This window comes from Antiquaquibacter metalliresistens, from assembly GCF_029211225.1.
GTDB lineage: Bacteria > Actinomycetota > Actinomycetes > Actinomycetales > Microbacteriaceae > Rhodoglobus > Rhodoglobus metalliresistens.
Genome location: NZ_JARGEM010000001.1, coordinates 346,062 through 371,389, shown reverse-complemented (window position 1 = coordinate 371,389; position 25,328 = coordinate 346,062). Strand labels below are relative to the sequence as shown.

Genomic DNA, 25,328 nt, shown 5'->3' with positions numbered 1-25,328 from the left:
ACGTTCGCTGCGGGACGCCGAACTCCCGCGTGCTCACGCCGCCGCGCGCAGGATTCCGCTACGCGGCGGCGAGCGCAGCGCTCTCGCGCACGCCGCGCAGCGCACCGGACCACGCGACCAACTGATCGAGCATCGTGCTCAGCGTGGGCTCGTGGTGCGGGACCGGCTTCATGACGCTGAACTGCTCGAAGTCGGTGATCAGCGAGATGCCGACGGCCGTGCGCACGTCGGCCAGCTGCAACTCGCCGGCGATCTGGCGAAGATGCTCGACGGCGCGCAGCCCCGACGCCTGAGCGCCGTAGCTGACGAAGCCGACGGCCTTGTTGTTCCACTCCTTGTAGAGGAAGTCCAGGGCATTCTTCAGCGCGCCGGATGGGGAGCGGTTGTACTCGGGCGTGACGATCACGAAGCCGTCGTAGGCGTCGATGGTCTTCGACCAGGCCTTGGTGTGCTCGTTGGCATACTGCTGCATCGATGGCGGCACGGCCTCGTCGAGGTGGGGGAGGTTGTAGTCGAGTAGGTCGATGAGGTCGAACTGCGCGTCATCCCGCTTGGCGGCCTGCTCGAGCACCCACTTCGCCACCTGCTCGCCATTGCGACCGGGTCGGGTGCTGCCGAGGATGATGCCGATGCTGAGGTCAGTCACGTGAAGCCTTTCGAGAAGAAGTTGACGCGTCACCATAACTCCTCTGTTGATGACGTGTCAACCAACGTAGACTTGGGTGATGATCGAGTCCACGGAAGAGGAGCGCACACTCTGGCGCACCTTCTTCGTCATGCGTCGACAGCTCGATCTCAACCTCGAACGACGGCTGCAGTCCGACTCCGGCATCTCCGGGGCGGACTTCGAGATCCTCGCCTCTCTCGCGGAAGAGCCCACCCATCGGCGACGGTCGGGCCAGATCGGCGACATCATCGGGTGGGAGAAGAGTCGCGTCTCGCACCAGATCACCCGCATGGAGCAGCGCGGGCTCGTGGTGCGCGAGACGTGCGACGACGATGCCCGGGGCGTCTGGGTGAGCCTCACCCCTGAGGGCCGCCGCGCAGCACTGCGTGCGGCTCGGGACCATGGTGCGGCCATCCGTGAGTACTTCTTCGACCTGCTGGACGAGCGGGAGAGGGCGATGCTGCTCACCGTCTCGAGGAAGGTGCTCGACATCATCGATCCTCCGCTGTGCGAGGAGGAGGCCGCCGAGGGCGCCAAGGAGAACGTTGCCTGAACGCCGTGACGTCGTGATCGTCGGCGGAGGCCACAACGGCCTCACCGCTGCCGCCTATCTCGCCCTCGCGGGCCAGCGGGTCACCGTGCTCGAGCGGCTGCATCAGGTCGGCGGTGCCGCCGTGTCCGCGCCCGCCTTCGACGGGGTGGATGCCCGGCTCTCGCGATACTCCTACCTCGTGTCACTGCTGCCGAAGCGCATCATCCGCGACCTCGGGCTCGACATCACACTCGCCCGGCGGCGCTATTCCAGCTACACCCCGCGGCCGGGTGGCGACGACGGCCTGCTGATCGACAACGCGGATGCCACGGCCACCGCCACCGCGCTCGGCAGGGATGCCGCCGCCTGGTCCGACTTCACCGCCGGCACCGCACGCGCCGCACGCGCGCTGTTCCCGACGGTCACGGAACCCCTGCTCACCCGCGCGGAGGCCCGCGCCGCCCTCGGCGACGACGCCCTCTGGCGCGACCTCATCGAGAGGCCCATCGGGGAAACGATCGCGTCGGCCTTCGATGACGACCTGGTTCGCGGGGTCGTGCTCACCGACGCGCTCATCGGCACCTTCGCGCCGAACATCGACGAGAGCCTCGCCGCCAACCGCTGCTTCCTCTATCACGTGATCGGCGGCGAGACCGGGGACTGGGACGTGCCCGTCGGGGGCATGGGCGCGGTCACCGGCGAGCTCGCCCGCGCCGCACGCATCGCCGGCGCGGAGATCATCACCGGTGCCGAGGTGACCGCGATCACCCCCGACGGCGAGGTGACCTTCGGCGACCGCACGATCGCGGCGACCTGGGTGCTGGCGAACGTGGCGCCGACCGAGTTGACCCGGCTGCTCCACGAACCGGCACCGCAGCGACCGGAGGGCGCGCAGGTGAAGGTCAATCTGCTGCTCTCGCGGCTGCCGCGACTGCGCGACGCGAGCGTGGATCCGGTTGCCGCATTCGGCGGCACCTTCCACATCAACGAGACCTGGTCGCAGCTGGATTCCGCCTATGGTGCGGCCGAGGCGGGCACGGTACCGCAGCCCCTGCCCTGTGAGATCTACTGCCACTCGCTCACCGACCCCAGCATCCTCTCGCCCGAACTGCAGGCGAGCGGCGCGCAGACGCTCACGGTGTTCGGCCTGCACACCCCGGATCGGCTCATCGGCGACCACGACAACGACGACCGACGGCAGCAGTTGCAGGCCGCCGTGCTCGCCAGCCTCGACAGCGTGCTCGCCGAACCCGTCGAGCCGCTGCTGCTGCGGGATGCCTCCGGCCGCCCTACGATTGAGACCAAGACCACCCGCGACCTCGAGCACGCCCTCGCGATGCCCGGGGGCAACATCTTCCACGGGCCGCTCTCCTGGCCCTTCGTGGACGATGACGCCGAGCTGACCACCCCGGCGCAGCGCTGGGGGGTCGCGACCGAGCATTCGCGCATCCTGCTGTGCGGCTCCGGCGCCCGACGCGGCGGTGCCGTCAGCGGCATCGGCGGGCACAACGCGGCGATGGCGGTGCTCGAGAGTCAGTGACGCCCGCTGGCGCTACGGTATCGGTCATGTCGATGGATCTCACCGAACTCGCTGGCGCCCTCGAGGGCCCCCTGCTCACCCCGGCCGACCCGGATTTCGCCTCGGAGCTGAGCGGCTCCAATCTCAGCTACGTGCACACCCCCGAGCTCGTCGTCGGCGCCGCCTCGGTCGGCGACGTGCAGCTCGCGGTGCGCTTCGCGGCCGAGCACGGAATGCACGTGACCGTGCGTGCGACCGGCCACGGCGACCACGCGACGATCACCCACGGCATGGTCATCACCCTGAAGCGCCTCGACGCCGTCGAGATCGATCCGGTCGGCCGCATCGCCACGATCGACGGTGGTGCCCGCTGGGCCGCGGTCGTCGCGGCGGCCGGCGTGCACGGACTCGCGCCGATCGCCGGCTCCTCGACGAACGTGGGCGCGGCCGGATACCTGCTCGGGGGCGGCCTCGGGCCGCTCGCCCGCAGCCACGGCTTCTCGAGCGACTACGTGCGGGAGTTCACGGTGGTCACGGCGGACGGCGAGGTGATGCGGGCGAGCCGGGACGAGCATCCCGACCTGTTCTGGTCGCTGCGCGGCGGCAAGGGCGGCTTCGGCGTGGTCGTGCAGTCGCGGGTGCAGCTCATCGACCTGGCGACGCTCTACGGCGGCTCGCTCGTGTTCGCGGAGGACGACATCGAGACGGTGCTGCGCGGGTGGATCGACTGGACGCACACGGCACCGGACTCGGTCACGACGAGCGTCGCCATCATGCACTTCCCGCCGATCGAGCAGGTGCCGGAGCCGATGCGGGGCCGCACCCTGCTCATGCTGCGCTTCGCATTCCCCGGGGATGCTGCGGAGGGCGTCACGCTCGCCGCCCCGCTTCGGGCGCTCGCGACGCCGTTCATGGACACCCTGGACGAGCTGCCGGCGAGCGCCATCGCGACGATCCACAACGATCCGACCGAGCCCGGCCTCGGCTGGGCATCGGGCCTGATGCTGCGCGACCTCGACCAGGGCTTCGCGAGCGCGGTGCTCGCCACCGTCGGCACCGGCGTGGACACCCCGTTCCTCGCCACCGAGATCCGGCACATCGGGGGCGCCACCCGGCACGACGTCGAGGGCGGTTCTGCGGTCGGCGGCCGCTCCGCCGGCTACCTGATGAACGTCGTCGGGATGCCGAACCCGGCGCTCTTCGAGACCGTGCTCCCGGACGCCTTCGGCGCGTTCCTCGACGCGATCGCCCCTTGGGTCTCCGCCGACATGAACGTGAACTTCCGGGTGTGGCACACGCCCGAGGAGTTCCGTTCGCTCTGGCCTGCGGAGTCGTTCACCCGTCTCGACGTGGTGCGCTCCGAGGTCGACCCGAGCGGCACCTTCGCCTACGGCCCGACGCGCTAGCCCGGCCGGATAGGCTCGAACGCACGAAGAGGAATGCCCGGATGAACCACCCCGATCCGGCGGAACGTCTGCTGTCCGCCATCCGCGAGCGCGGTCTACTCGAATCGCCCACGATCGAGGGCGACTCGGTGACCGGCCGCGCCCGCCTCGCGGCCGCGGTGACCGATGTGACGCTCACGGTCGACCCCGACCTCGAGGAACAGCCCGAGCTCGACGAGGCATCCCTGGTCGCCGGCGTCGCACGCATTCTGGAGATCACCGAGGCCCGGTGGAGCGCGATCATCGACGAGATCGCTGCCGAGATCGAGGACGCGGTCGACGGCGACGTCGTGGAGACCACGGATCTGCGTGCCGACCTCAGCATCAGCTCGATCGACGTGCTCCCCGACGCGACGCTGCTGTGCTTCGCCGCGCCGAAGCAGTTCCCCGACGCCTGGATCCGAGTGCAGCTCGATGAGGACCTCGAGGTCGACGATCTCGAGGTCGATGCGAAGCAGGAGCTCGACTAGGCCAGAACTCGACTAGAGCCAGTGCGAGCGCGCCGGCTGCTTCGTGGAGGGCAGGGCGACGTCGTCGCTCCAGCGCGACATCCATTCGGGCACGACGAAGTCGGCGAGCTCGATGCCGAGCGCCTCGGCGATGTCGTGGGCGCTCACCACCCCGCCCTTGCGCTTCAGGAACCTGGCCCGCATCACCAGGCGTGCGTAGATCTCGCCGTCGACGGTGAAGCGCTGCTCCGCGTACACCGCGCGAGCGTCGATGCCGATGAGCTTCGACTCGAGCACGTAGCGCTGACCGAAGTCGAGTGACTTGCGGTAGCTGATCGTCGCGTTCGCGACCACCGGGTACCAGCCCTCCCGCTGGAACACGTCCCAGATGCCCGTGCGCACGAGCAGGTCGAATCGGCCCAGGTCGGCGATCGAGAGATACACGCCGTTGTTCATGTGGCGGAGCGTGTCGATGTCGGTCAGGCGTACGCGAAAACGCACGCGACCGACGTCCGTCACCGCGAGTCGACTGGATCGGCGGGCACGAACGAGGGCCCACCACGTGCGCAGCAGCTTGTTCACCGCGCCAGGCTAGAGGTTCCGAATGCCGACGCTCGAAACGTTTGGAGGTTCCGCACTAATGCGAGCGGTGATCCTGGATGGTCATCCGTGGACCGAGACGAGGCTTCACGGCACCGCTGACCTCGATGAGGCGCATCACGCGCTGGCGGTGGCCCGCGAACGGCGCGAGCAGGGCGAGCATGCCGTCGTCGTCGACCGGGGCTCCCGCCAGCGCCCACCCCACCAGCGCCGGCAGGTGGTAGTCCCCGACGCTCGGCGCGTCCGGATCCCCGTGCGCGCGCTGCGTGGTCTCGGCGCTCGTCCACACCCCGACCCCCGGGATGCTGCGCAGGGCGCGCTCGACGCCCGCGCCGCCGCGACCCTCGTCGAGGGTGCGCTCGAGGGATGGCGCGACCCGCGCCGCCCGCACGCACGTCGCCGCGCGTTCCGGCCCCACACCCGCGCGATGCCAGTCCCAGGAGGGGATGCGCCGCCACACCTCCGGGTGCGCGAAGACGCGCATCCCCGCGGGCGCCGGTCCGGGTGGCGCCTCGCCGTACTTCGCCAGCAGTGCGCGCCAGGACGCTCTGGCCTGCACGCCGGTGACCTTCTGCTCCAGGATGGCGGCGACCATCATCTCGAACACCTGCCGCGTGCGCGTCAGCCGCAGGCCCGGGTTGCGGCGGCGGGCCTCCGCGAGCAGGGGAACGGATGCCACGTCCAACCCCCTCCAGTCGTCGCCGGCACCCAGCAGCTCTGGCACCCCCTCGATCGCCCACGCCGCACCCTCACCCCACGCCGTCGCGCGGATGCCGTGCTGCGCGCGCTCGAGCCGCAGCGTCGCCGGGCCGGAGGGGGCGCGCAGGGTGCGCCAGATGACCGTGCCCTCGACGCGGTACGTCGGATCGCCGTGCCCGCGGCGCAGGGGACGGAGGGTGAGGTGCAGATCCACGGGGTGCGCGGGCGCGTACGTGGTGCTCACGGGCGGCGCATCCGGCATGCGTCGAGGATACGTGGCGGTGCCGACGAGAAAGGGCCCCGGCGAACCGGGGCCCTCGCATGGTGCGGACTAGCCGCAGGTGTAGGTGACGCCGTTCACCTCGTGCACACCGGGGCCGAGCTCGTTGCAGATCTGGGCGAGACCGCCGAAGAGCGCACCGAAGGTCAGCGCGAAGATGATGCCGCCGATGATGCCGAGCACGATCAGCACGATGCTCACGATGATGCCGGCCTTCGCCGGGCCGTTCGTGTAGCCGGCGGCCTTGGACTGGCCGTTGGCGATGATGCTGAGGATGAGCCCGACGATCGTGAACACGAACGCGAGGATGAGACCCACGATGCCGAGGGTCTTGCCGGGGTAGTCGGTGCCGGGCGGTGCCGGAACCGGGGCGGATGCGGGTGCGGCTTCAGTCATGACGATCTCCTGTACGTGAGGCGGCGCTCCGTGCGCCGCTGGGATGACAGTATCGGCGGGCGCGCCCGCCGGGCAATGGGTTGCCGGGGTGCAATCGTCGCCCATCGGAACACGGCAGAATGGGTCGCATGAAGGTCGGTATCCTCACCAGCGGCGGCGACTGCCCCGGTCTCAACGCGGTGATCCGGGCGGCGGTGCTCAAGGGCATCCAGATCTACGACACCGAGTTCGTCGGTTTCCGCGATGGCTGGCGCGGCGTGGTCGAAGCCGACGTGATCCCGCTCGTGCGCAAGGACATCCAGGGCATCGCCAAACAGGGCGGCACCATCCTCGGCACCTCGCGCACCAACCCGTTCGAGGGCGACGGCGGCGCCGACCGTGTCAAGCAGAACATGGCGGATCTCGGCGTCGACGCACTCATCGCGATCGGCGGCGAGGGAACGCTGGCCGCGGCCAAGCGGCTCTCGGATGCCGGGGTCAAGATCGTGGGCGTGCCCAAGACGGTCGACAACGACCTGTCGGCCACCGACTACACCTTCGGTTTCGACACCGCGGTGCAGATCGCGACCGAGGCGATGGACCGCCTGCGCACCACCGGCGAGTCGCACAACCGCTGCATGGTCGCCGAGGTGATGGGTCGACACGTCGGCTGGATCGCGTTGCACTCGGGCATGGCCGCCGGCGCACACGCCATCCTGATCCCCGAGCAGAAGACCAGCATGGATCAGATCGTGACCTGGGTGAACTCGGTCAAGGACCGCGGGCGCGCGCCACTCGTCGTCGTCGCGGAGGGGTTCAAGCTCGACACCATGGACGATGCGCACTCCGAGCGCGGCCTCGACGCGTTCGGCCGGCCGCGGCTGGGCGGCATCGGCGACCTGCTCGCGCCCGAGATCGAAGCGCGCACCGGCATGGAGACGCGCGCGACCACGCTCGGCCACATCCAGCGCGGCGGCACGCCCACGGCCTACGACCGCGTGCTGGCCACCCGGTACGGACTGGCGGCGATCGACTCGGTGATCCACGCCCGATGGGGCCGCATGGTCTCGCTGTCGGGCACCACCATCACGCACGTCGCCTTCGAGGATGCGCTCGGCAAGCTCAACACCGTGCCGCAGTCCCGCTACGACGAGGCCGCGATCCTCTTCGGCTGAATCGCAGCGGCCTCGATCACCGGTGGTCGAGGCCGCCGAGACCCTGCCACACTGATCCGCATGGACATTCTCGTCATCATCGGCTCCGCCTTCGTCTTCCTCGCGGCGGTGATCCACATCGTGATCTTCTTCATGGAGAGCATCCTCTGGTCGAAGCCCGCCGTCTGGAAGCGCTTCGGTCTGAAGACCCAGCAGGAGGCTGACATCGTCAAGCCGATGGCCTTCAACCAGGGCTTCTACAACGTGTTCCTGGCGATCGGCGCGGGCGTCGGTCTCGTGATGCTCGGCTCGGCGCAGTGGTCGCAGGGCGGCATCGCGATCGCGATCTTCGCGTGCGCGAGCATGGTGCTCGCCGCCCTCGTGCTCATCACCTCATCGCCGAAGCTCGCGCGCGCGGCCGCACTGCAGGGCGTCGCCCCGCTCGTGGGCATCGTGTTCCTGCTGCTGTCGGTCGTGCTGCCCTAGTCCGTCGAGCCGCTCTGGTCGAGGGGCGCGACGAACTCGACGAGCGCCTCGACCAGGGCCTCGATCGAGCGGTCCTCGGCGATCGCGTCGACCCTGAGCCCCGCCGCCCGGGCGTCGTAGGCGGTGCGCGGACCGATGCACGCGATCACGGTCGCCTCCGGCAGGGGTGCGAGCTGCGCCGCGATCTGCCGTGCGACCGAACCCGAGGTCACCAGCACGGCCGCGATGTGACCGGATGCCACATCCGCCCGCACCGCGTCGGAGACCGGCACCCCGATCGTGCGATACGCCGCGACGAAGTGCGCGTGCAGCCCGAGCGCGGTCAACCCGCTGACGAGGGTCGGCTCGGCGAGGTCGGACTGCGGCACCAGCACCCGGCCGGTCATGGCGCGCGTCGCGAACTCCTTGACGAGGCCGCGGGCGGAGTTGTCGAGCTGCGGCACCAGATCGGCCCGGTATCCGGCGAGGGTGAGGGCCGCCGCAGTCGTCTCGCCGACGGCGGCGATCCTCGTGGTCGGCGGCACGGTGACGCCGTGGCCGGCGAGCACATCGACGGTGGTCGCGCTCGTCACGACGAGCCAGTCGTACTGACCGTCCTGCAACTCGTGCAGGGCATTCGCCAGTGCGGGGCCGTCATCGGCGCTCGCGAAGTTGATCATCGGAGCGATCACCGGCGTGGCCCCGCGGGCGCGCAACTGGGCGGCGACGTGGTCGCCCCACTTGCCGCCGCGCGGCACGAGCACGCGCCAGCCTCGAAGGGGTCGGGTAGGCATGCCTTCAGTCTCCCGCGGATGCGGGCTGTGTCACAGCGCGCCGATCAGTCGTCGTCGCCGCTGAGGATCGCCCAGGCCACGAGACCGGCGACCACCACGGCGGCCGCGGTCGCTCCGATGATCCACGGCACGGGGTTCGACTCGTAGGAGGCCTTCACCCGAGTGCCCAGCTCGTTGACGCGCTTGGGCACGTCGAGCTTGTCCTCGATCGCGTCGAGCGTGGCTTCGAGGTCGGCGCGGGTGGAGGCGACTTTGGAACGGATGTCGGACATGGTGTCTCGCTTTCCTAGACGGTCCGTCGCGCGGTGCCCTTGATGACGCTGACATCCCGCTTGACGGACTCGATGGTCGTGTTCGGCGTCGGAGGGACGCCCTTCTTGAGATTCGCGACGCCGGCCAGCAGCAGCACGGCCGCGATCAGCAGGATGCCCCCGCCGACGATCAACGCCGCCGCCCACGCGGGCAGCACCGTGGCCAGCCCGAGCACCGCCGCCGCCAACAGCACGAGCAGCGCGAAGAACAGGAACATCGCGGCGCCGACCAGCAGTCCCACCCCGATCCCGGCGTGCTTGAGCTTGTCTGCGAGCTCCTGCTTGAGGGACTCGATCTCGGCGCGGAAGAGATCCACGACGAGCGTCGGCAGGTCACCGATGAGCTTGAAGAGGGACCGCTTCGGCGTCGTCGGCCCGGAAGTCGTGCCGGTCATCGCCGCACTACTTCTTGGTCGTCGACGTGCGCGTGGCCGGCTTCGAGGTGGTCGACTTGCTCGACGTGGTCGGCTTGCGCGATGCGGTGGTGGCCGCGGGCGCCTTCGAGCCCGAGACCTTCGAGACGACGGTCTTGGCGCCGTCGGCGAGGAACTCCGCGACGTCCGGCGCCTTGTCCTTGACGAACTCCTGGGCGTCGTCGACGCGCTTCTGCACGCGCGGGTCGTTCCAGAACTTCAGCGCGGCGGCCTTCATCTGGTCGTACTTCTCGCGCCCGGCTCGCGTGCCGAGCACGTAGCCGACGCCGAGTCCGACCAGCAGGAGGATCTTGCCTTTCATGGGGCTCTCCGATCGTTTGCCAGTGCTGTGTCCACACTAGCCCCGTGTTCGGGATCGGTGGACCGGGTCGACGCGACGACGCTGGCGCGCTACCCTCCATCCTCGCGCACGCATGCCGCGGACGGAATACGTCAGTTCGCGGCGGATGCGGCGCGAGCCGCCGCGGGCAGTGCGGCCACGATCCTTCCGAGAGCGGCCTCGTCGTGGGCGGCCGAGAGGAACCAGGCCTCGAAGACGCTCGGCGGCAGGCTGACCCCGGCGGCGAGCATCGCGTGGAAGAACGCGGGGTAGCGCGCGGCGTGCTGCGCCTGCGCCGCGGCGTAGTTCGTGACCTGCTCGTCGGTGAAGAAGACGGAGAAGAGGGTGCCGGCGCGCTGAACGGTGTGCGGCACGCCTTCGGCGGCCAGTGCGGCGGATGCGGCGGCGGCGACCACGTCGCACGCGGCGCTGAGGCGGGCGTAGGCCGCGTCATCCGCACCGCGCAGCATCGCGAGCCCGGCCGCGACGGCGACGGGATTACCGCTGAGCGTGCCCGCCTGGTAGACGGGGCCGAGCGGGGCGAGCCGTTCGAGCAGCTGCGCCGACCCGGCGAGCGCGGCCAGCGGAAGGCCGCCGCCGACCACCTTGCCGAAGGTAACGAGGTCGGGGGTGACCTGCTCGATCCCCCACCAGCCGGCGGCGCTCGCGCGGAACCCGGTGAGCACCTCGTCGAGGATGAGCAGCGCGCCGTGCCGATGGGTGATCTCGCGCAGGAACGCGTTGAATCCCGGTGCGGGCGGCACGACGCCCATGTTGCAGGCCGCCGCCTCGGCGATGACGGCGGCGACGCGATCGCCGTGCTCGTCGAACACCGCGCGCACGGCGGTCTCGTCGTTGTAGGCGATCACGATGGTCTGCGCGGCGATCGCGGCCGGCACGCCGGCGGAGGCGGGGATGGCGAGCGTCGCGAGCCCCGAGCCCGCCGCGGCCAGCAGTCCGTCCGAGTGACCGTGGTAGTGGCCGGCGAACTTCACCACGAGGTCGCGACCGGTGGCGCCGCGCGCGAGCCGGATCGCGGTCATCGTCGCCTCGGTGCCCGTGGACGTGAGGCGCACGCGTTCCACCCAGGGCACACGGGCGCGGATGAGTTCGGCGAGGTCGGTCTCGGCGGGGGTGGGAGCGCCGAACCCGAGGCCGCGTGCCGCGGCGTCCTGCACCGCCCGCACGACCTCGGGATGCGCGTGCCCGAGGATCGCGGGACCCCAGGCGCCGACCAGGTCGACGTACTCGCGGCCCTCGACGTCGGTGACATACGGGCCCCTGCCGGAGACGATCGACAGCGGGGTGCCGCCGACGGAGCCGTAGGCGCGCACCGGCGAGTTCACCCCGCCGGGGATCACTCGGCGGGCCCGCTCGAACGCCTCGGCGTTGCTCGTCATCGCAGCATCCCCGCCAGCTCGGTCGCGTAATAGGTGAGCACGGCGTCCGCACCGGCGCGACGGATGCTCGTGACCGACTCGAGCATCGCGCGTTCGCGATCGATCCAGCCGTTCGCCGCGGCGGCCTCGATCATCGAGTACTCCCCGGAGACCTGGTACGCCCACACCGGCACCGGGCTGGCGAGCGCCGCGTCCGCGAGCACGTCGAGGTAGCTCATCGCGGGCTTGACCATGACGACGTCGGCGCCCTCCTCGGCGTCGAGCGTCACCTCCCGCGCCCCCTCGCGGCGGTTCGCGGGGTCGAGCTGGTAGGACATGCGGTCGCCGGAGAGCGAGGACTGCACCGCCTCGCGGAACGGGCCGTAGAACGCGGAGGCGTACTTCGCGGCGTAACCGAGTATGGGGGTGTCGGGGAATCCCGCACCGTCGAGGGCGTCGCGCACGGCGGCGACCTGGCCGTCCATCATGCCGCTCAGCCCGAGCAGCTGCGACCCGGCCTCGGCCTGCGCGATCGCCATGTCGCGGTAGCGCAGCAGGGAGGCGTCGTTGTCGACGCGGCCCGCGGCATCCAGCACCCCGCAGTGGCCGTGATCGGTGAACTCGTCGAGGCAGAGGTCCGTCTGCACGACGAGCGCGTCCCCGGCCTCCTCGACGGCGACGCGCGTGGCGACGTTCAGGATGCCGTCGGGGTCCGTCGCGCCGCTGCCCTCGGCATCCTTGTGCTCGGGCACACCGAAGAGCATGACGCCGCCGATCCCGGCCTCGGCCGCCTCGACGATCGCACGCCGCAGGGAATCCAGCGAGTGCTGCACGGCCCCGGGCATCGAGACGATCGGCACGGGCGCGTTCGCCCCCTCGCGCACGAACATCGGCAGGATGAGCTCGGCCGGATGCAGTCGGGTCTCGCTGACGAGTCGCCGCAGCGCCGGGGTCGAGCGGAGTCGCCGGGGACGGATGATCACATGAACTCCCCGGCGCCCAGGTCGAGCAGCTCGGCGGCGACGCGGGCGGCGAGATCGCCGGCCGGATCCTTCGCGTCGTCGAGGTACAGCGCGTGCGAGCTGGTCAGGTAGCGGTCGGGTCCATAGACGCGCGCCGAGAGGAACAGCATGCCGTCGTCGACGAGGGCGTGCGCGCCGACGGGTGCCGAGCAGCCCGCCTCGAGCAGTGCCAGCGTGCGCCGCTCCGCCTCGACCAGCACTCGGGATGTCGCGTGCTCGAGCCCGCGCACGAGCTTCTCCTGGCCCGCCCGCACCTCGAGCGCGAGGGCACCCTGCCCGGGAGCCGTGGGCCACCCGTCGATGCCCAGCGTCTCGGTGATCGCGTCGGCCCGTCCCAGCCGTTCCAGGCCGGCGACGGCGAGCACGATCGCGTCGAGCTCCCCCGAGGCGACCTTGCCCAGACGGGTGTCGACATTGCCGCGCAGATCGACGATCTCCAGGTCGGTGCGTCGGGAGCGCAGCTGAGCGGCCCGGCGCGGCGAGCCCGTGCCGACGCGCGCACCCGACGGAAGGGTCTCCAGCGTGAGGCCGTCGCGCGCACACAGCGCGTCCCGAGGGTCGGCACGCTTGGGTACGGCGCCGATGGACAGGCCCGGCACTGCGGCCGTCGGGAGGTCTTTGAGCGAGTGGACGACCACATCCACCTCGCCCGCCAGCAGCGCGTCGCGCAGCGCACTGGCGAATACGCCGGTGCCGCCGAGACTCGCGAGCGACTCCGTCGACCGGTCTCCCTCGCTGGCGATCTGCACGAGCTCGACCTCGGCGCCCTTGGCGGCGAGCGCGGACGCGATCGATCCGGCCTGCGACATGGCGAGGGCGCTGGCGCGGGTGCCGAGCCTCAGGGCGCTCATGGCGCGATCCCGGCGAGCGCGGGCTTGAAGCCGAGGCGCACGTTTTCGCAGCAGCCCGGTCGGCACACGTCGAACCAGGGCCCGAGCGCGGTGAGAGCGGGGCGCTCGCTCGTCGGCACGCCGTCGCGACGTTCCAACACGAGGTCGACGAGGCCGCTCACGAACGCCGCATGCACGCCGGGCGTCGGCACCCGGATCGCCAGCATGCCGTGCTCACGCGCCGTCTCGACCGCCTCGGTATCGAGATCCCACTTCACCTCCATGTGGTCGGAGATGAAGCCGAGCGGCACGATCACCACCGCCGCGACGCCGCGCTCGGCGAGCTCCGCGATGCGGTCGTTGATGTCCGGTTCGAGCCAGGGCTGCGTCGGCGGGCCGGAGCGCGACTGGTAGACCAGGTCCCAGGCGACGTCGAGCCCGGCCATCACGACCTCCGCGACGGCGAGGTGCTGGGCGGCGTAGGCGCCGCCCTCCCCGAAGTCGCGATCACGGGGTCCGCTGCGCTCGGCGTCGGCGGTGGGGATCGAGTGCGTGGCGAAGAGCACGTGGGTCTGCTCGGGCGGGATGCCCTGCGCCGCGGCATCCGCGAGCCCCTGTCGCGTGCCCTCGATGAAGGGCTCGACGAACCCGGGGTGGTCGAAGAACTGGCGCACCTTGTCGATCTGGATCACGCCGCCCAGGCCCGTCTCCTCGAGGGCGATCGCGTAGTCCTCGCGATACTGGCGGCAGCTCGAATACGACGAGTATGCCGAGGTGCCGATCGCGATGAGCTTCGTGAAGCCTCGCTCGTTCGCCTCGGTGAGGGCGTCGCGCAGGTAGGGGCTCCAGTTGCGGTTGCCCCACAGCACCGGCAGGTCGATGCCGCGGCGGGCGAGCTCGGCCTCGAGGGCCGCCTTGAGCTCGCGGTTCTGATCGTTGATGGGGCTCACGCCGCCGAACGCGCGGTAGTGATGCGCGACCTCCTCGAGGCGCTCCTCGGGGATGCCACGACCGCGCGTGACGTTGCGCAGGAACGGGATCACGTCGTCCTGCCCCTCCGGCCCGCCGAAGCTCGCCAGCAGGATCGCGTCGTAGGCGACCGGCACCTCGACGTGCTCGGGGCCGTCCTGAGCCGCGGATGTGGCGCCGGGGACGGTGGGGGCGAGCTCGCCCTGCCCAACGATGCCCACCGAACTCGGGGCGACCTCACCGTTGGTCGCCGTCACCGCAGCACCTCGGCGATCTCGGCGAGGCGGATACGGCGGCCCGTGTAGAAGGGAATCTCCTCGCGTACGTGGCGACGGGCATCCGTCTGCCGCAGGTGGCGCATCAGATCCACGAGGTCGACGAGCTCCGGCGCCTCGAGCGCGAGGATCCACTCGTAGTCGCCGAGCGCGAAGCCCGCGACGGTGTTGGCGAGCACCTGGGTGTACTCGGCGCCCTTGCGTCCGTGCTGGCCGAGCATGGCACGGCGCTCCTCGTCGGGCAGCAGGTACCACTCGTAGCTGCGCACGAAGGGATAGACGGTCAGCCACGCCTCCGGCTCCTTGCCGCGCATGAAGGCGGGCAGATGGTTGGCGGTGAACTCGGCGTCGCGGTGCACGCCCATCGCGTTCCACGTCGGCAGCAGCGTGGCGAGCGGCTCGCTGCGCCGCAGCACCCGCAGCGCCGCCTGGAGCGCGACCGGGTCGTCGCCGTGCAGCCAGACCATCAGGTCGGCGTCGGCGCGCATCGAGGAGACGTCGTAGAAGCCGCGCACGGTGACCCCGGATGCCTCGACCTCCGCCACGGCGGGCGCGAGGTCGCCCCCGCCCGCCTCGCGCTGCGGGTCGCGTCGAAGCACGGCCCACAGGGTGTAGCCGAGGGTCTGGGTGTCGCTGGTCATGGTTCCATTCTCGCTCCGGGCACGGCCCGGCTCTGCCGATGCGGACGTCGCCCTAGCCGAGGGTCTCGACCAGCGCCGTCGCCGCGTCCTCCGCCTGACGCACCACCGAGGCGAGCCCGGTGCCCGCGATGGTCTCGCCGACCGCGACGACGCCGGCGGGTGCGGTCGCGGGTGCCGCCCGGCTCCAGACGGTGCGCTCGAAGTCCACGAGCGACTCGACGCGCGCACCGAGCAGCGCCGCGGCGTCGGCGAGCGCGACGGTCTCGAGGTCGGCGGCATCCCGTTCGTACGACAGGCGCAGCACGTGGCGTCCGCCGGCGCGCTCGCGCAGCCACTCCCACTTCGCGGTCGAGTGGGTGATGGCGCGAGCCCGGATACCGGGCGCACCCTCGGCCACGATCACGCCGCTGCCGCGCGGGGCGGCATCCAGCTCGGGCGCATCCACCACGAGCGTCGCGACCACGATCGAGGTGCCGCCGGTGGTCAGCGGTGCGGCGAGCACCACCGCGCCGTCGAGCTCGTCGAGGGATGCCACGCGCCGCCCGAACTCGAAGCCGACCTCCAACGACTCGAGGTCGGCCACGAGCTCGGTGACGAGCCGGTTCATGCCGCCGCGGATGCCCGCGACCGCCGACCCGGGAGGCGCGCTGTCGCGCAGGAACCGCACCGCGGCCGCGAGCGATCCCTCACGGGCCAACGCCGCCCGCAGCCCGGGCACGCGATCGATCGGGTACTCGTCAGCGGGCGTGGACTGGACGCCACGAACGACGGGGTCGACGAGGCGCTCGAGCACGCCGCGACCCATCCGGCGACGCACCAGGTGGCCGAGCGTCTCCGACTTGCGCGTCCACACCGAAGGGATGATGGCGTCGAGCTGTGCCCGCATCGCAGCACCGGTTCCGATCGCCGCGATCACGTCGGCGGCGAGCGGGGTGCCCGGAATGCCCAGGATGCCGGTGGCCGGCAGCGGCACCGCTTCGCCCGACACGCGCTGCAGCCACGCTCCCGCCGCGGACGGGGACACGATGTCGTCCCCGAGCCCGAGTTCGGCGGCGAGGGCGGCGACGTGCCCACCACGCACGGCGAAGCTCTCCGCACCGACATCCAGGTCGATGCCGCCGACCCGGCGATGGGCCACGGTGCCGCCGAGCCGATCGGTCGCCTCGATGATATCGACCGGATGGCCACGCAGGGCGATGCGCCGGGCCGCGACGAGGCCCGCGACGCCCCCGCCGACGACGGTGACCTTCTCGAGCTCAGTCACCGGCGTGCACCATCTCGACGATGCGGGTGAGCACGTCGGGGTCGGTCTCCGGGGGCACGCCGTGGCCCAGGTTGAGCACGTGGGAGGGCGCCGACCGTCCCCGCTCGATCACGTCGCGAACGTGCTCCTCCAACACGTGCCACGGCGCGCTGAGCAGCGCCGGGTCGAGGTTGCCCTGCAGCGGCACGGAGCCGCCCAGACGACGGGATGCCTCGTCCAGCGGTATCCGCCAGTCGACGCCCACGACGTCCGCACCCACGGCGCGCATCGCCACGAGCAGCTCGCCGCTGCCCACGCCGAAGTGCACCCGAGGCACGTCGAAGCCGCGCAGGTGCGAGAACACCCGGGCCGAGTGCGGGGCCACCCGGCGCACGTACTGCTGCTCGGACAGCGAGCCGACCCACGAGTCGAAGAGCTGCACCGCGGATGCCCCGGCCTCCACCTGGGCCTTCAGGAACTCGCCCGAGACATCCGCGCACCAATTGAGCAGGGCCGCCCAGGTGTGCGGGTCCGAATACATGAGCGAGCGAGCGCGAAGCTGGTCCTTGGACGGGCCGCCTTCGACGAGGTAGGAGGCCAGCGTGAACGGGGCGCCGGCGAAGCCGATCAGCGGAGTGCTGCCGAGCTCGGCCACGGTGCGGGCCACCGCCTCCCGGATCGGATCCAGCGCCGCCGGATCCATCGGGCGGAGTTTTGCCACATCCGACGCGGTGCGGATCGGCGATGCGATCACGGGACCCCTGCCGGGCTCGATCTCGACGTCGACGCCCGCGAGCTTCACGGGGATCACGATGTCGCTGAAGAAGATGGCGGCATCCACGTGGTGGCGGCGCACCGGCTGCAGCGTGATCTCGCTGGCGAGTTCGGGAGTCAGGCACGCGTCGAGCATCGCGTTGCCGACGCGCAACTGGCGATACTCGGGCAGCGATCGACCGGCCTGGCGCATGAACCACACCGGCGGCGTCGCGGGGCGATCCCCGCGGTAGGCGCGCACGAGGGGGGCGGCGGCGGTGCGCCCATCGACGAGGGGATGATCGCTGGCGAGAGGCACGGGTTAACATTAGGTCGTGCTCCTGTGCCTCAGCTCGAATCATGGGAACGCCGACTTCGACCTCCTGGAGCGGCTCTCGCTCACCGCTCCTCAGGCGACCGCCGAGATCGTGGCGACCAGTCCCTTCGTCAGCGGGGCCGTGGTGCTGGCGACCTGCAACCGATTCGAGGCCTACCTCGACATCGACGAACCCCTCACGGCGGCCGCGGCCGTCGCGGTCGCCTCGACGCTCGCCGCACTGAGCGATGCCGCGGGGGTGCCGATCGAACGGCTCGTCGCATCCGTCGCCGTGCACCGCGACGACGATGTCGCGCGGCACCTCTTCGCCGTCACCTCCGGGCTCGAGTCCGTCGTCGTCGGCGAAGACGAGATCGCCGGACAGGTCGCCCGCGCCCTGGGCCGCGCCCGCGCCGAGGGCACCACGAGTCGTGACCTGGAGCGGCTGTTCCAGCGCGCCACCCGCACCAGCCGGGGTGTCAAGAACACCGCGTCGCTCGGCGGTGCCGAGCGCTCGCTCGTGCGGCTCGCACTCGAGCTCGCGTCGAGCCGGGTCGCCGACTGGAGCGCGGCGCGCGTGCTCGTCGTCGGCACGGGGCGCTACGCGGCGACCACGGTCGCCGCCCTGCGTGATCGTGGGGCGCGGGATGTGCGGGTCTTCTCGCGCACGGGTCGCGGCGCGGCCTTCGCGCTCAAGCACGGCATCGTCGAGAGCGCCGACTTCGAGGTGGACGTGGTGCTCACCTGCACCGCCACCTCCGTGCTCGGCCCGGAGTACTTCACCGGCACGGCACGGCGCCTCGTGATCGATCTCGGCCTGCCGCGCAACGTGGATGCCGCGGTGGCCGCGATCGAGGGGATCGAGCTGCTCGACCTCGAGACGATCCGCAGGCATGCTCCGCTGGAGGAGCTGGGCGCGCACGACACCGCGCGGCACCTCGTGCATTCCGCGGCGGCCGAGTTCGCGGCCGAGACGATCGCCGAGCCGGCGGTGATCGCCCTGCGCTCCCACATCTTCGACCTGCTCGACGCGGAGATCGCGCGTGCACGCGGGCGTGGCGCGGGCGACGAGACCGAGGCCGCCCTGCGACACCTGGCGGGGGTGCTGCTGCACGGCCCGTCGCAGCGGGCACGGGAGCTCGCGAGCGAGGGGCGGCCCGAGGCGTTCGTGGACGGCCTCGAGGCGCTGTTCGGCATCCGGCCCGCCCGAAAGCCGCGGATCGAGCGGGCGGACACGGCGTGAAGCCCTGGGACTTCGCGGCACCCCTGCAGACCGAACGACTCGTGCTGCGGCGGCTCGCCGAGTCCGATGTCGACGACGTGCTCGCCTGGATGGGCGATCCCGAGGTCGCCCGCTACCAGTTGTACGAGCCCCGCTCCCGTGCCGAGGTCGAGGAGCACATCGCGAAGGCGGTCGCCGCCACACGGCTCGCGGAGAAGCACGACTGGGTCGAGTTCGCGATCGAGCTGGACGGGCGGGTGATCGGCCTGATCTACTTCACGATCTCCTCGGTCGACGATCGCACCGGCGAGATCGGCTGGGCGCTCACGCGCGCCTACCAGGGCCGGGGATACGCCGCGGAGGCGGCGAGCGCCGTGCTCGACCTCGCGTTCGGCGAACTCGGCCTGCACCGCGTGACCGCGGAGCTCGACCCGCGCAACGAGGCCTCCATCGCGCTGTGCCTGCGGCTCGGCATGCGGCACGAGGCGCACTTCGTCGAGCAGCTGATGTTCAAGGGCGCGTGGGCCGATACCGGTGTGTATGCGGTGCTGGAACGGGAGTGGTCAGCGCCGTCGCAACGCTGAGGCGAGGCCGCGGATGACGCGGTTGTTCGCGACCGCCAGCAGCAGGCCGATGCGGCGGAACCCGTCGCCGACGCCGGGGAACCGCATGAGCCGACGCATCGGCATCGAGGCCACCATCCGCAGCCCGTCGGCGTGCCCCGTGTCCTCGTGCACGGATCCGCGGGTCGCCCTGGCGAGGATCGGGCCGGTCACGGGGTGTTCGAGATACTCGCTCACCCGAGAGTCCAGGGTCAGCCTGCGCGGTCGCGGGCCGCGCAGGCTCACGGTGCCGGCGAGTGCGATGTCGTGCGCCGAACGCGCGATCTCGACCGCGTAGTCACCGCCCGCGACGTTCCAGCCGCCGAACTCGACGTCCCAATGGCTGTAGGCGCGTCGGTCGAGCTCGAACACCACCCGCTGCGCCTGGCCCGGTTCGAGCTCGATGCGCTCGAAGGCCCGCAGCTCGCGTCGGGGCACCGCGAGCGGCCCCTTCGGCGCCCCGATGTACAGCTGCACCACGTCGGCGCCGGCCCGATCGCCGACGTTGGTCACCGTCACGGCGACGCGCACGCCATCGCGGGCGATCTCGAGGTCCGCATAGTCGAAACGCGTATACGTCAGCCCGTGGCCGAAGGGGTAGCGCACCGCGCGGCCGACCGTCTCGTAGTGGCGGTAGCCGACGAAGACGCCCTCGCCGTAGCGCACGACGTCCCGTTCGCCCGGGAAGTTCAGGTAGCTCGGGTTGTCCTCCAGCCGCAACGGGATGCTCTCCGCGAGCCGCCCGGACGGCGCGACCACCCCGAACACGACCTCCGCGATCGCGGACCCGGCCGCCTGGCCGAGCAGCCAGGTCTCCAGCACGGCCGGCACCAGATCGTGCCACGGCTCGAGGCTCACCACGCCGCCGTTGGTCAAGATCACCACCGTGCGCGGGTTGACCGCGGCGACGGCGGCGATGAGCAGCACCTGCGCCGACGGGAGGGCCAGGTGGGTGCGATCGTAGCCCTCGGACTCATCGCCGGCGGGCAGACCGACGAAGAGGAGCACGGCATCCGCCCGCTCGGCGACCTCGACCGCCTCGGCGATCAGGGCGTCTGCGTCGTCGTGACGCCCGAGGGCGTACCCGGGCGCGAACTCGACCGGGGCCAGTTCGGCGATCGCCTCCAGCGCGGTGTCGACTCGGGTCGGAATCACCTGTGACGAGCCGGCGCCCTGGATGCGCGGCGTGCGCGCGAACTCTCCGATCACGGCGATGGACTGCGCGGTCTCCAACGGCAGCAGGTCGCCCTCGTTGCGCAGCAGCACCATGGACTGCGTCGCCGCCTCGCGGGCCAGCGCGTGATGGTGGGCGGTGGTCGAGCCTGCTGAGACAGGATCTCGACGAACCACAGCGCGATCGACGAGCGCCCTCACGCGCGCCACCGCGGTGTCGAGCACCGACTCGGCGAGGCTCCCGTCGCGCACCGCGGCGACGATCGCGGCGACGCTGTCGGACTGCGGCCCCGGCATCTCCAGGTCGAGCCCGGCCTGAAGGGCGGGCACCCTGGTGTCGACGGCACCCCAGTCCGACACCACGAGGCCCTCGAAGCCCCACTCGTCGCGCAGCACCTCGGTGAGCAGCCAGTGGTGCTCGGCCGCCGGAACGCCGTTGATGCGGTTGTACGAGCACATCACCGTCCACGGCTGCTCCGCGGTGACGACGCGCTCGAAGGCCGGGAGGTAGATCTCGCGAAGCGTGCGCTCGTCCACCTCGGCGCTGACCGTCATCCGGTCGGTCTCCTGATTGTTCGCGGCGAAGTGCTTCAGGGATGCCCCGATGCCTCGCGACTGCGCCCCCCGCACCCACGCGGCCCCGAGCTCGCCCGACAGCAGCGGATCCTCGCTGAAGTACTCGAAGTTGCGCCCGCACAGCGGCGAGCGCTTGATGTTCACGCCGGGCCCGAGCACCACGGCGACACCCTGCTCGCGGGCCTCGTCGCCGATGGCGGCGCCGACCCGCTGCACGAGCGCCGGGTTCCAGCTCGAGGCGAGCCCGGCCGCCGGTGGAAAGCAGGTCGCCGGGAGGCTGCCGCCGAGCCCGAGGTGGTCCTCGCGCTCCTCCGGTTGCCGCCGGAGGCCGTGCGGGCCGTCGGCGAGCACGATCGACTCGAGACCGGGCGCCGCCACGGTTCGCCAATAGCCGGCACCGACCGTGATCGCGGCCTTCTCCTCGAGGGTGAGCTCGCGCGTCATGGCCTCACTTTACGGCTCGGATCGGGGCGATGAGCACCGCCCCGATCACCGCGAACACGCCGCCGGCGATGAAGAGCACGGTGTAGTTTCCGCCGCCGCTGCCGACCGCGAGGAAGAGCGGGGCGATCGCGGGCGCCACCGACTGCGGCAGCGAGTTGGCGATGTTGAAGATGCCCATGTCCTTCGCGGCCTTGTGCTCCTTGTCGGGCAGCACATCCGTGATGAGCGCGAGATCGACCGCGAAGAACGCGCCGATGCCGACGCCCATGACCGCGGCGGCCACATAGAACACGGGCAGGGATGTGGTCAGGGCGAGCATCGTGAGGCCGACGCCGACCACGGCCGCCGCTGCGAACACGAACGGCTTGCGGCGGCCCGTGCGGTCGGAGAGCCGCCCGCACACGACGGCGCTCACGGTGAGCACCGCCGCGAAGATGAGCAGGGCGATGAGCTGCTGCAGCAGCACGCCCGATTCGGGCACCCCCAGTCGGTCCGCGATGAAGTACGGCTGGTAGGTGGTGTACACGGCGAAGCCGAGGATCACGAAGAAGCGGCCGAACCACGCCCAGCCGAAGTCGCGCCGCTTGCCGCGCTCGATCGAGAAGCCGCGCAGGAACTCGCCGAGGGAGGCCCTCGCCGGCACCTCGTGGGCGACATCCCTGATCCGCACCGCGAGCAGCACCATGAGCGCAGCGCCGACGACCGCCGGGATGAGGAACATCAGTCCGATGCCGCCGCCCGCTGCCTGCACGCCGAACGCCAACCCGATGCCGAGCAGCGGTGAGACCTGCTGGGCGATGCCGAGCACGGCGCTCACCCGTCCGCGCTGCTCGAGCGGAACCTGGTCGGGCAGCAGGGCCTGCAGCGCCGCGAGCACCATGTTCAGCGTCAACTGCGCGAGCACCCAGCCGAGCCCGACGACGAACAGGCTCGGTGCGAACCCGACGATCGCGAGTGCGACGACCCCGCCGAGCGCACCGCCGATGATCCAGGGACGCCGCCGCCCCAGTGGGGAGCGGGTGCGATCACTGAGGGCGCCGGTGCCGGCATTGGACACGATGGCCACGAGTGCGCCGATCGCCGCGATCATGCCCAGGCTCGCCTCCTTGCCCGCGGGGTCGAGCTCGGCGACCTTGAAGGCGAGGGTTGCCGCGACCGGGGTGATGAGTGCGATGTAGGAACCCACGTATCCGACCGCGTACAGCGCGATGAAGGCCGGGGTGACGGGCTTGAGGGACGTCATCGTCATGGGCCGAGGCTAGTGCACGGAGCCCCGACACCCACCGCAGAGGGGTGGATGCCGGGGCCCCGGGTTCTGGTGGGCTACTGCCCGTTGCGCAACCGGCGTCCGGCGACGAAGAACCCGACACCGGCGAGGCCCAGAAGCGCGCCGATCAGGGTCAGCTGCAGCGACACCCCGGTGCCCGTGAAGGCGAGGGTCGGCAGGTCACCGCACGTGACGGGCGACGGCGCCGCGCTGAACTTCAGCGTCACCGGGTTGACCCAGTCCTGCAGGCCGTCCGTCGACTTCACCGGCGTCGCGACGAGCACGATCTCCCCGCCCTCCTTCGGGGCCGCGTAGGTGCCGTTGGGCACGGTCGTGGCGCTGCCGTTGACGGTCCAGTTGAACTGGGCGCCCTCGAGGCCGCCGAGCGTGTAGCTGCCCGCCGCGGTGCACGTGGGCTGGGTCGCCGTCGCGGTCGGCGTCAGCAGACCGAGGTCGGTGTTGCTGCATTTGGTGGTGTCCTGCACGAACACGTCGGTCCAGACCTTGGGGGCGCTGGGGTTCAGCACATAGCCCGGCGCCGCCACGGCCGTGACCGTGTACTTGCCGGCCGGCACCGCGACATAGCCGGAGGCCGGCGTAACGACCGCGTTCGTGATGACGTTGGTGATCGTGTAGACCACCCGCGGGTCGGTGTCGACGTAGATCCAGCTGGTGAGGTCGGTGCCGCTGTCGACGACCTTGCACTCGGACGAGCGCGGGTCGGTGTCGAGCGTGAAGCCGCAGTTCTGCGCCTTCTCGTCGTCGGTCATGGCGCGGTAGGTGATGACGGGTCCGGTCACGACGGGGGTCTGGGCATCCCAGGTCTTCGTCGTGGTGTTGAAGACGTAGGAGGTCGTCGTGGTGGTCGTGGAGATCTCGACCTGGTTGTCAGGGCTGCAGATCATCTTCTCGGTCGATACCGGGACGACGTCGTCCTTGGGCTTGGTGTACTCGGGGCACGCGGCGATCTCGACCGGGTAGGTCTTGCCGTCGGCGGTCACCGTGTAGCTGGCGCCCGTGGGTGCCACCGTGATGTCGAAGGTCACCTTCTGGCCTGCCGGCACGGCGGTGGTCGGCCCACCGGGGATGCCGGTGAACAGGATCGCCTTCGTGCTGCCCGTGTTGTCGTAGGTGATCGTCGCGGTGCGGTTGCCTGCGACGGCGTTGGCGTCGTAGACGCACACACCGACTGCGTCGATGCTCACCTTGGTGTCCACGCAGTCGTAGTACGCGCCGACGCTCCCCGTGTAGGTGACGATCTGGTCTGCGGCACCGCCGGCGAAGTAGTAGCCCTGCTTCGGGGTCGCGGTCACGGTGTAGTCGCCGGTCGCCGGGTCGAAGTCCACGACGTAGGCCACACCGTCACGGGCGACGGGGGTCACTGAGCCATAGACGCCGCACTTGGCGACCGTGGTCACATCGGGCTTGACGGGAGTGGCGAGATCGCCGCAATCGTCGCTGTACGGGTTCTTCTTGGGGTCGAGCGTTCCCGTGAAGGTCTTCGTCTTGCCGTCGGCCGAGACGGTCACACCCGCGCTCGTGTCGGCCGGGAAGACGTGGCCGTCCGCTGCGGTCGCGGTCACCGAGTAGCTTCCGGTGACGGTGCCCCAGGTCGCGTGGGTCGTCGCACCGAGCACGAGCGTCGCCGGGGCGTCACAGGTGGCCGGGGTGATCGTGACGGATGCCGCGGCATCCGCCACATCGCTGCCGCACTTGAGGAACTTGGACGTGTCGCGGTCCTGGTTGAAGTAGCGACCGGTGCTGGAGAACTGCGCCCACTCGATGACGTACGAGCCCGAGATGTAGCTTCCGTAGCTCACGGAGATCACGCCGGAGTCCCGTTCGAGAATCGTCACCGGGCGCACGAGCACCTGCTTGCCGTCGACCTTCACGCGAACGAGCAGCCCCGAAGCGCTCGTGATGCCGTCGCCGGCCTGCACGTCGTCGATGTCGATGTTGACCTGGAACTTGCTGCCACCGCGCGTGACGTCGATGTTGATGTGGTCGCTGTTGTTGAGCGCGCGACCGTCGACCAGCGTCGCGGCCGAACAGTCGATGGCGTTGTCCTGCGTGCGTTCGCAGCCGGTCGGGAACGAGGTGAACTTCAGCTCACTGGTCTGCGTCTCGCCGCTCGACCACTTGAGCTTGAGCTTGAGGGTCTGAGCGGACTTGCTCCACACGTTCTGTGTGAAGGTCACCTTGATCGAGCCGGTCTTGTTGTAGTTCGGGTTCTTCGCGAACTCCGTGCCCACCGGTACGACATCGGGAAGGCTCGACTCCACCACAGTGGCGGTCTTGTTCTCGGAGTTCACCACCGTCCAGGTGATCTGGTAGCTGCCCCCTGGCGCGCAAGCGGCGCTGGCGCTGAGGTCGCTGTGGTGAGCCGACGCGGGTGCGGCCACGGCGATGACGGACAGACCGACACCCAGGAAAAGGGCAGCAACGGTCGCTATGAACTTCTTGAACAAGGGTCGATCTCCTGGGTAGGGGAGCTCGGGCAGAACCGGTCCAGCGCGCACTCGGGCGCACGCAGAGACCTCGGGTAAGGCTCGAACCGCACCGGTTCGGGTAGC

The 25,328-nt window shown here is 70.8% G+C and carries 26 protein-coding genes; 8 read left to right on the top strand and 18 right to left on the bottom strand.

The window, feature by feature from the left end; translation table 11 throughout:
- Positions 1-58 precede the first annotated feature (58 nt).
- Positions 59-646, bottom strand: coding sequence for an NADPH-dependent FMN reductase (locus PYV02_RS01910; protein WP_275755637.1), 588 nt, complete (start codon positions 644-646; stop codon positions 59-61).
- A gap of 79 nt (positions 647-725) precedes the next feature.
- On the opposite strand from PYV02_RS01910, the gene PYV02_RS01905 reads away from it, so the two are divergent.
- The 4 genes from PYV02_RS01905 to PYV02_RS01890 are packed head-to-tail and all read left to right on the top strand — an operon-like array spanning position 726 to position 4,633.
- A complete protein-coding gene (locus tag PYV02_RS01905; RefSeq protein ID WP_275755634.1) occupies positions 726-1,220 on the top strand; it encodes a MarR family winged helix-turn-helix transcriptional regulator in 495 nt (164 codons plus the stop codon).
- Entirely contained in the window at positions 1,213-2,739 is a 1,527-nt protein-coding gene (locus PYV02_RS01900) for a phytoene desaturase family protein (protein WP_275755632.1), read from the top strand. Before PYV02_RS01905 ends, PYV02_RS01900 begins: the two co-directional genes overlap by 8 nt.
- A 26-nt stretch (positions 2,740-2,765) precedes the next feature.
- Positions 2,766-4,124, top strand: coding sequence for an FAD-binding oxidoreductase (locus PYV02_RS01895; RefSeq protein WP_275755630.1), 1,359 nt, complete (start codon positions 2,766-2,768; stop codon positions 4,122-4,124).
- Between the two features lie 41 nt (positions 4,125-4,165).
- Positions 4,166-4,633, top strand: coding sequence for a cytochrome C5 (locus PYV02_RS01890; RefSeq protein ID WP_275755628.1), 468 nt, complete (start codon positions 4,166-4,168; stop codon positions 4,631-4,633).
- Between the two features lie 12 nt (positions 4,634-4,645).
- On the opposite strand, the gene PYV02_RS01885 is transcribed toward PYV02_RS01890, so the two are convergent.
- The 3 genes from PYV02_RS01885 to PYV02_RS01875 all read right to left on the bottom strand — a co-directional run bounded on the left by PYV02_RS01885 (position 4,646) and on the right by PYV02_RS01875 (position 6,587).
- Positions 4,646-5,194: a thioesterase family protein gene (locus tag PYV02_RS01885; RefSeq protein WP_275755626.1), complete on the bottom strand. Its 549-nt coding sequence runs from the start codon at positions 5,192-5,194 to the stop codon at positions 4,646-4,648.
- Between the two features lie 55 nt (positions 5,195-5,249).
- Positions 5,250-6,173 (bottom strand): DNA-3-methyladenine glycosylase family protein, encoded by a 924-nt coding sequence (locus tag PYV02_RS01880; RefSeq protein ID WP_275755624.1) that lies wholly within the window; start codon positions 6,171-6,173, stop codon positions 5,250-5,252.
- A 69-nt stretch (positions 6,174-6,242) separates the two neighbouring features.
- Positions 6,243-6,587: a DUF4190 domain-containing protein gene (locus PYV02_RS01875; RefSeq protein ID WP_275755622.1), complete on the bottom strand. Its 345-nt coding sequence runs from the start codon at positions 6,585-6,587 to the stop codon at positions 6,243-6,245.
- A gap of 128 nt (positions 6,588-6,715) precedes the next feature.
- Here PYV02_RS01875 and PYV02_RS01870 point away from each other — a divergent pair, with 128 nt between their 5' ends.
- Both PYV02_RS01870 and PYV02_RS01865 read left to right on the top strand, forming a co-directional pair.
- A complete protein-coding gene (locus PYV02_RS01870; protein WP_275755619.1) occupies positions 6,716-7,741 on the top strand; it encodes a 6-phosphofructokinase in 1,026 nt (341 codons plus the stop codon).
- A gap of 60 nt (positions 7,742-7,801) precedes the next feature.
- Positions 7,802-8,206 carry a DUF1304 domain-containing protein gene (locus PYV02_RS01865; protein ID WP_275755617.1) on the top strand — a complete coding sequence of 135 codons (405 nt, stop codon included), beginning with the start codon at positions 7,802-7,804 and terminating at the stop codon, positions 8,204-8,206.
- On the opposite strand, the gene PYV02_RS01860 is transcribed toward PYV02_RS01865, so the two are convergent.
- From PYV02_RS01860 to hemE, 11 genes are all read right to left on the bottom strand, one after another.
- Positions 8,203-8,979 carry a uroporphyrinogen-III synthase gene (locus PYV02_RS01860; protein ID WP_275755615.1) on the bottom strand — a complete coding sequence of 259 codons (777 nt, stop codon included), beginning with the start codon at positions 8,977-8,979 and terminating at the stop codon, positions 8,203-8,205. The two genes, PYV02_RS01865 and PYV02_RS01860, sit on opposite strands and share 4 nt — an antisense overlap.
- Before the next feature lie 44 nt (positions 8,980-9,023).
- Positions 9,024-9,251, bottom strand: coding sequence for a DUF3618 domain-containing protein (locus PYV02_RS01855; protein WP_275755613.1), 228 nt, complete (start codon positions 9,249-9,251; stop codon positions 9,024-9,026).
- Positions 9,252-9,265: 14 nt separating this feature from the next.
- Positions 9,266-9,685, bottom strand: coding sequence for a phage holin family protein (locus PYV02_RS01850; RefSeq protein WP_275755611.1), 420 nt, complete (start codon positions 9,683-9,685; stop codon positions 9,266-9,268).
- Positions 9,686-9,692: 7 nt separating this feature from the next.
- Positions 9,693-10,025: a YtxH domain-containing protein gene (locus PYV02_RS01845; RefSeq protein ID WP_275755609.1), complete on the bottom strand. Its 333-nt coding sequence runs from the start codon at positions 10,023-10,025 to the stop codon at positions 9,693-9,695.
- A 131-nt stretch (positions 10,026-10,156) separates the two neighbouring features.
- Positions 10,157-11,443 (bottom strand): glutamate-1-semialdehyde 2,1-aminomutase, encoded by a 1,287-nt coding sequence (gene hemL, locus PYV02_RS01840; RefSeq protein WP_275755607.1) that lies wholly within the window; start codon positions 11,441-11,443, stop codon positions 10,157-10,159.
- The gene (hemB, locus tag PYV02_RS01835) at positions 11,440-12,405 is read right to left on the bottom strand and encodes a porphobilinogen synthase (RefSeq protein WP_275755605.1); all 966 of its coding nucleotides are present in this window, start codon (positions 12,403-12,405) and stop codon (positions 11,440-11,442) included. Before hemB ends, hemL begins: the two co-directional genes overlap by 4 nt.
- Positions 12,402-13,295 (bottom strand): hydroxymethylbilane synthase, encoded by an 894-nt coding sequence (gene hemC, locus PYV02_RS01830; RefSeq protein WP_275755602.1) that lies wholly within the window; start codon positions 13,293-13,295, stop codon positions 12,402-12,404. Before hemC ends, hemB begins: the two co-directional genes overlap by 4 nt.
- Positions 13,292-14,458, bottom strand: coding sequence for a ferrochelatase (locus PYV02_RS01825; RefSeq protein ID WP_420833588.1), 1,167 nt, complete (start codon positions 14,456-14,458; stop codon positions 13,292-13,294). Before PYV02_RS01825 ends, hemC begins: the two co-directional genes overlap by 4 nt.
- Before the next feature lie 38 nt (positions 14,459-14,496).
- Positions 14,497-15,159, bottom strand: a complete 663-nt coding sequence (gene hemQ, locus PYV02_RS01820) for a hydrogen peroxide-dependent heme synthase (RefSeq protein WP_275755600.1) — start codon at positions 15,157-15,159, stop codon at positions 14,497-14,499.
- A gap of 52 nt (positions 15,160-15,211) precedes the next feature.
- Positions 15,212-16,423 (bottom strand): protoporphyrinogen/coproporphyrinogen oxidase, encoded by a 1,212-nt coding sequence (locus PYV02_RS01815; RefSeq protein WP_275755598.1) that lies wholly within the window; start codon positions 16,421-16,423, stop codon positions 15,212-15,214.
- Entirely contained in the window at positions 16,416-17,474 is a 1,059-nt protein-coding gene (hemE, locus tag PYV02_RS01810; RefSeq protein WP_275755596.1) for a uroporphyrinogen decarboxylase, read from the bottom strand. Before hemE ends, PYV02_RS01815 begins: the two co-directional genes overlap by 8 nt.
- Before the next feature lie 16 nt (positions 17,475-17,490).
- On the opposite strand from hemE, the gene PYV02_RS01805 reads away from it, so the two are divergent.
- Both PYV02_RS01805 and PYV02_RS01800 read left to right on the top strand, forming a co-directional pair.
- Positions 17,491-18,714: a glutamyl-tRNA reductase gene (locus PYV02_RS01805; RefSeq protein ID WP_275755594.1), complete on the top strand. Its 1,224-nt coding sequence runs from the start codon at positions 17,491-17,493 to the stop codon at positions 18,712-18,714.
- The gene (locus PYV02_RS01800; protein WP_275755592.1) at positions 18,711-19,277 is read left to right on the top strand and encodes a GNAT family N-acetyltransferase; all 567 of its coding nucleotides are present in this window, start codon (positions 18,711-18,713) and stop codon (positions 19,275-19,277) included. The genes PYV02_RS01805 and PYV02_RS01800 overlap by 4 nt, the downstream gene beginning before the upstream one ends.
- Here PYV02_RS01800 and PYV02_RS01795 read toward each other — a convergent pair.
- From PYV02_RS01795 to PYV02_RS01785, 3 genes are all read right to left on the bottom strand, one after another.
- Positions 19,257-21,488 (bottom strand): glycoside hydrolase family 3 C-terminal domain-containing protein, encoded by a 2,232-nt coding sequence (locus PYV02_RS01795; protein WP_275755590.1) that lies wholly within the window; start codon positions 21,486-21,488, stop codon positions 19,257-19,259. The genes PYV02_RS01800 and PYV02_RS01795 overlap by 21 nt on opposite strands.
- A gap of 4 nt (positions 21,489-21,492) precedes the next feature.
- Entirely contained in the window at positions 21,493-22,737 is a 1,245-nt protein-coding gene (locus tag PYV02_RS01790; RefSeq protein ID WP_275755588.1) for an MFS transporter, read from the bottom strand.
- Between the two features lie 74 nt (positions 22,738-22,811).
- The gene (locus tag PYV02_RS01785; protein ID WP_275755586.1) at positions 22,812-25,223 is read right to left on the bottom strand and encodes a hypothetical protein; all 2,412 of its coding nucleotides are present in this window, start codon (positions 25,221-25,223) and stop codon (positions 22,812-22,814) included.
- Between the last annotated feature and the right edge of the window lie 105 nt (positions 25,224-25,328).

Bases quoted from the DNA above. Each gene is read 5' to 3' on its own strand.
- PYV02_RS01905 (WP_275755634.1), top strand. From the start codon at position 726: ATGATCGAGTCCACGGAAGAGGAGCGCACACTCTGGCGCACCTTCTTC.
- PYV02_RS01895 (WP_275755630.1), top strand. From the start codon at position 2,766: ATGTCGATGGATCTCACCGAACTCGCTGGCGCCCTCGAGGGCCCCCTG.
- PYV02_RS01890 (WP_275755628.1), top strand. From the start codon at position 4,166: ATGAACCACCCCGATCCGGCGGAACGTCTGCTGTCCGCCATCCGCGAG.
- PYV02_RS01880 (WP_275755624.1), bottom strand. From the start codon at position 6,173: ATGCCGGATGCGCCGCCCGTGAGCACCACGTACGCGCCCGCGCACCCC.
- PYV02_RS01875 (WP_275755622.1), bottom strand. From the start codon at position 6,587: ATGACTGAAGCCGCACCCGCATCCGCCCCGGTTCCGGCACCGCCCGGC.
- PYV02_RS01870 (WP_275755619.1), top strand. From the start codon at position 6,716: ATGAAGGTCGGTATCCTCACCAGCGGCGGCGACTGCCCCGGTCTCAAC.
- PYV02_RS01865 (WP_275755617.1), top strand. From the start codon at position 7,802: ATGGACATTCTCGTCATCATCGGCTCCGCCTTCGTCTTCCTCGCGGCG.
- PYV02_RS01860 (WP_275755615.1), bottom strand. From the start codon at position 8,979: ATGCCTACCCGACCCCTTCGAGGCTGGCGCGTGCTCGTGCCGCGCGGC.
- PYV02_RS01855 (WP_275755613.1), bottom strand. From the start codon at position 9,251: ATGTCCGACATCCGTTCCAAAGTCGCCTCCACCCGCGCCGACCTCGAA.
- PYV02_RS01850 (WP_275755611.1), bottom strand. From the start codon at position 9,685: ATGACCGGCACGACTTCCGGGCCGACGACGCCGAAGCGGTCCCTCTTC.
- PYV02_RS01845 (WP_275755609.1), bottom strand. From the start codon at position 10,025: ATGAAAGGCAAGATCCTCCTGCTGGTCGGACTCGGCGTCGGCTACGTG.
- hemL (WP_275755607.1), bottom strand. From the start codon at position 11,443: ATGACGAGCAACGCCGAGGCGTTCGAGCGGGCCCGCCGAGTGATCCCC.
- hemC (WP_275755602.1), bottom strand. From the start codon at position 13,295: ATGAGCGCCCTGAGGCTCGGCACCCGCGCCAGCGCCCTCGCCATGTCG.
- hemQ (WP_275755600.1), bottom strand. From the start codon at position 15,159: ATGACCAGCGACACCCAGACCCTCGGCTACACCCTGTGGGCCGTGCTT.
- PYV02_RS01795 (WP_275755590.1), bottom strand. From the start codon at position 21,488: ATGACGCGCGAGCTCACCCTCGAGGAGAAGGCCGCGATCACGGTCGGT.
- PYV02_RS01790 (WP_275755588.1), bottom strand. From the start codon at position 22,737: ATGACGATGACGTCCCTCAAGCCCGTCACCCCGGCCTTCATCGCGCTG.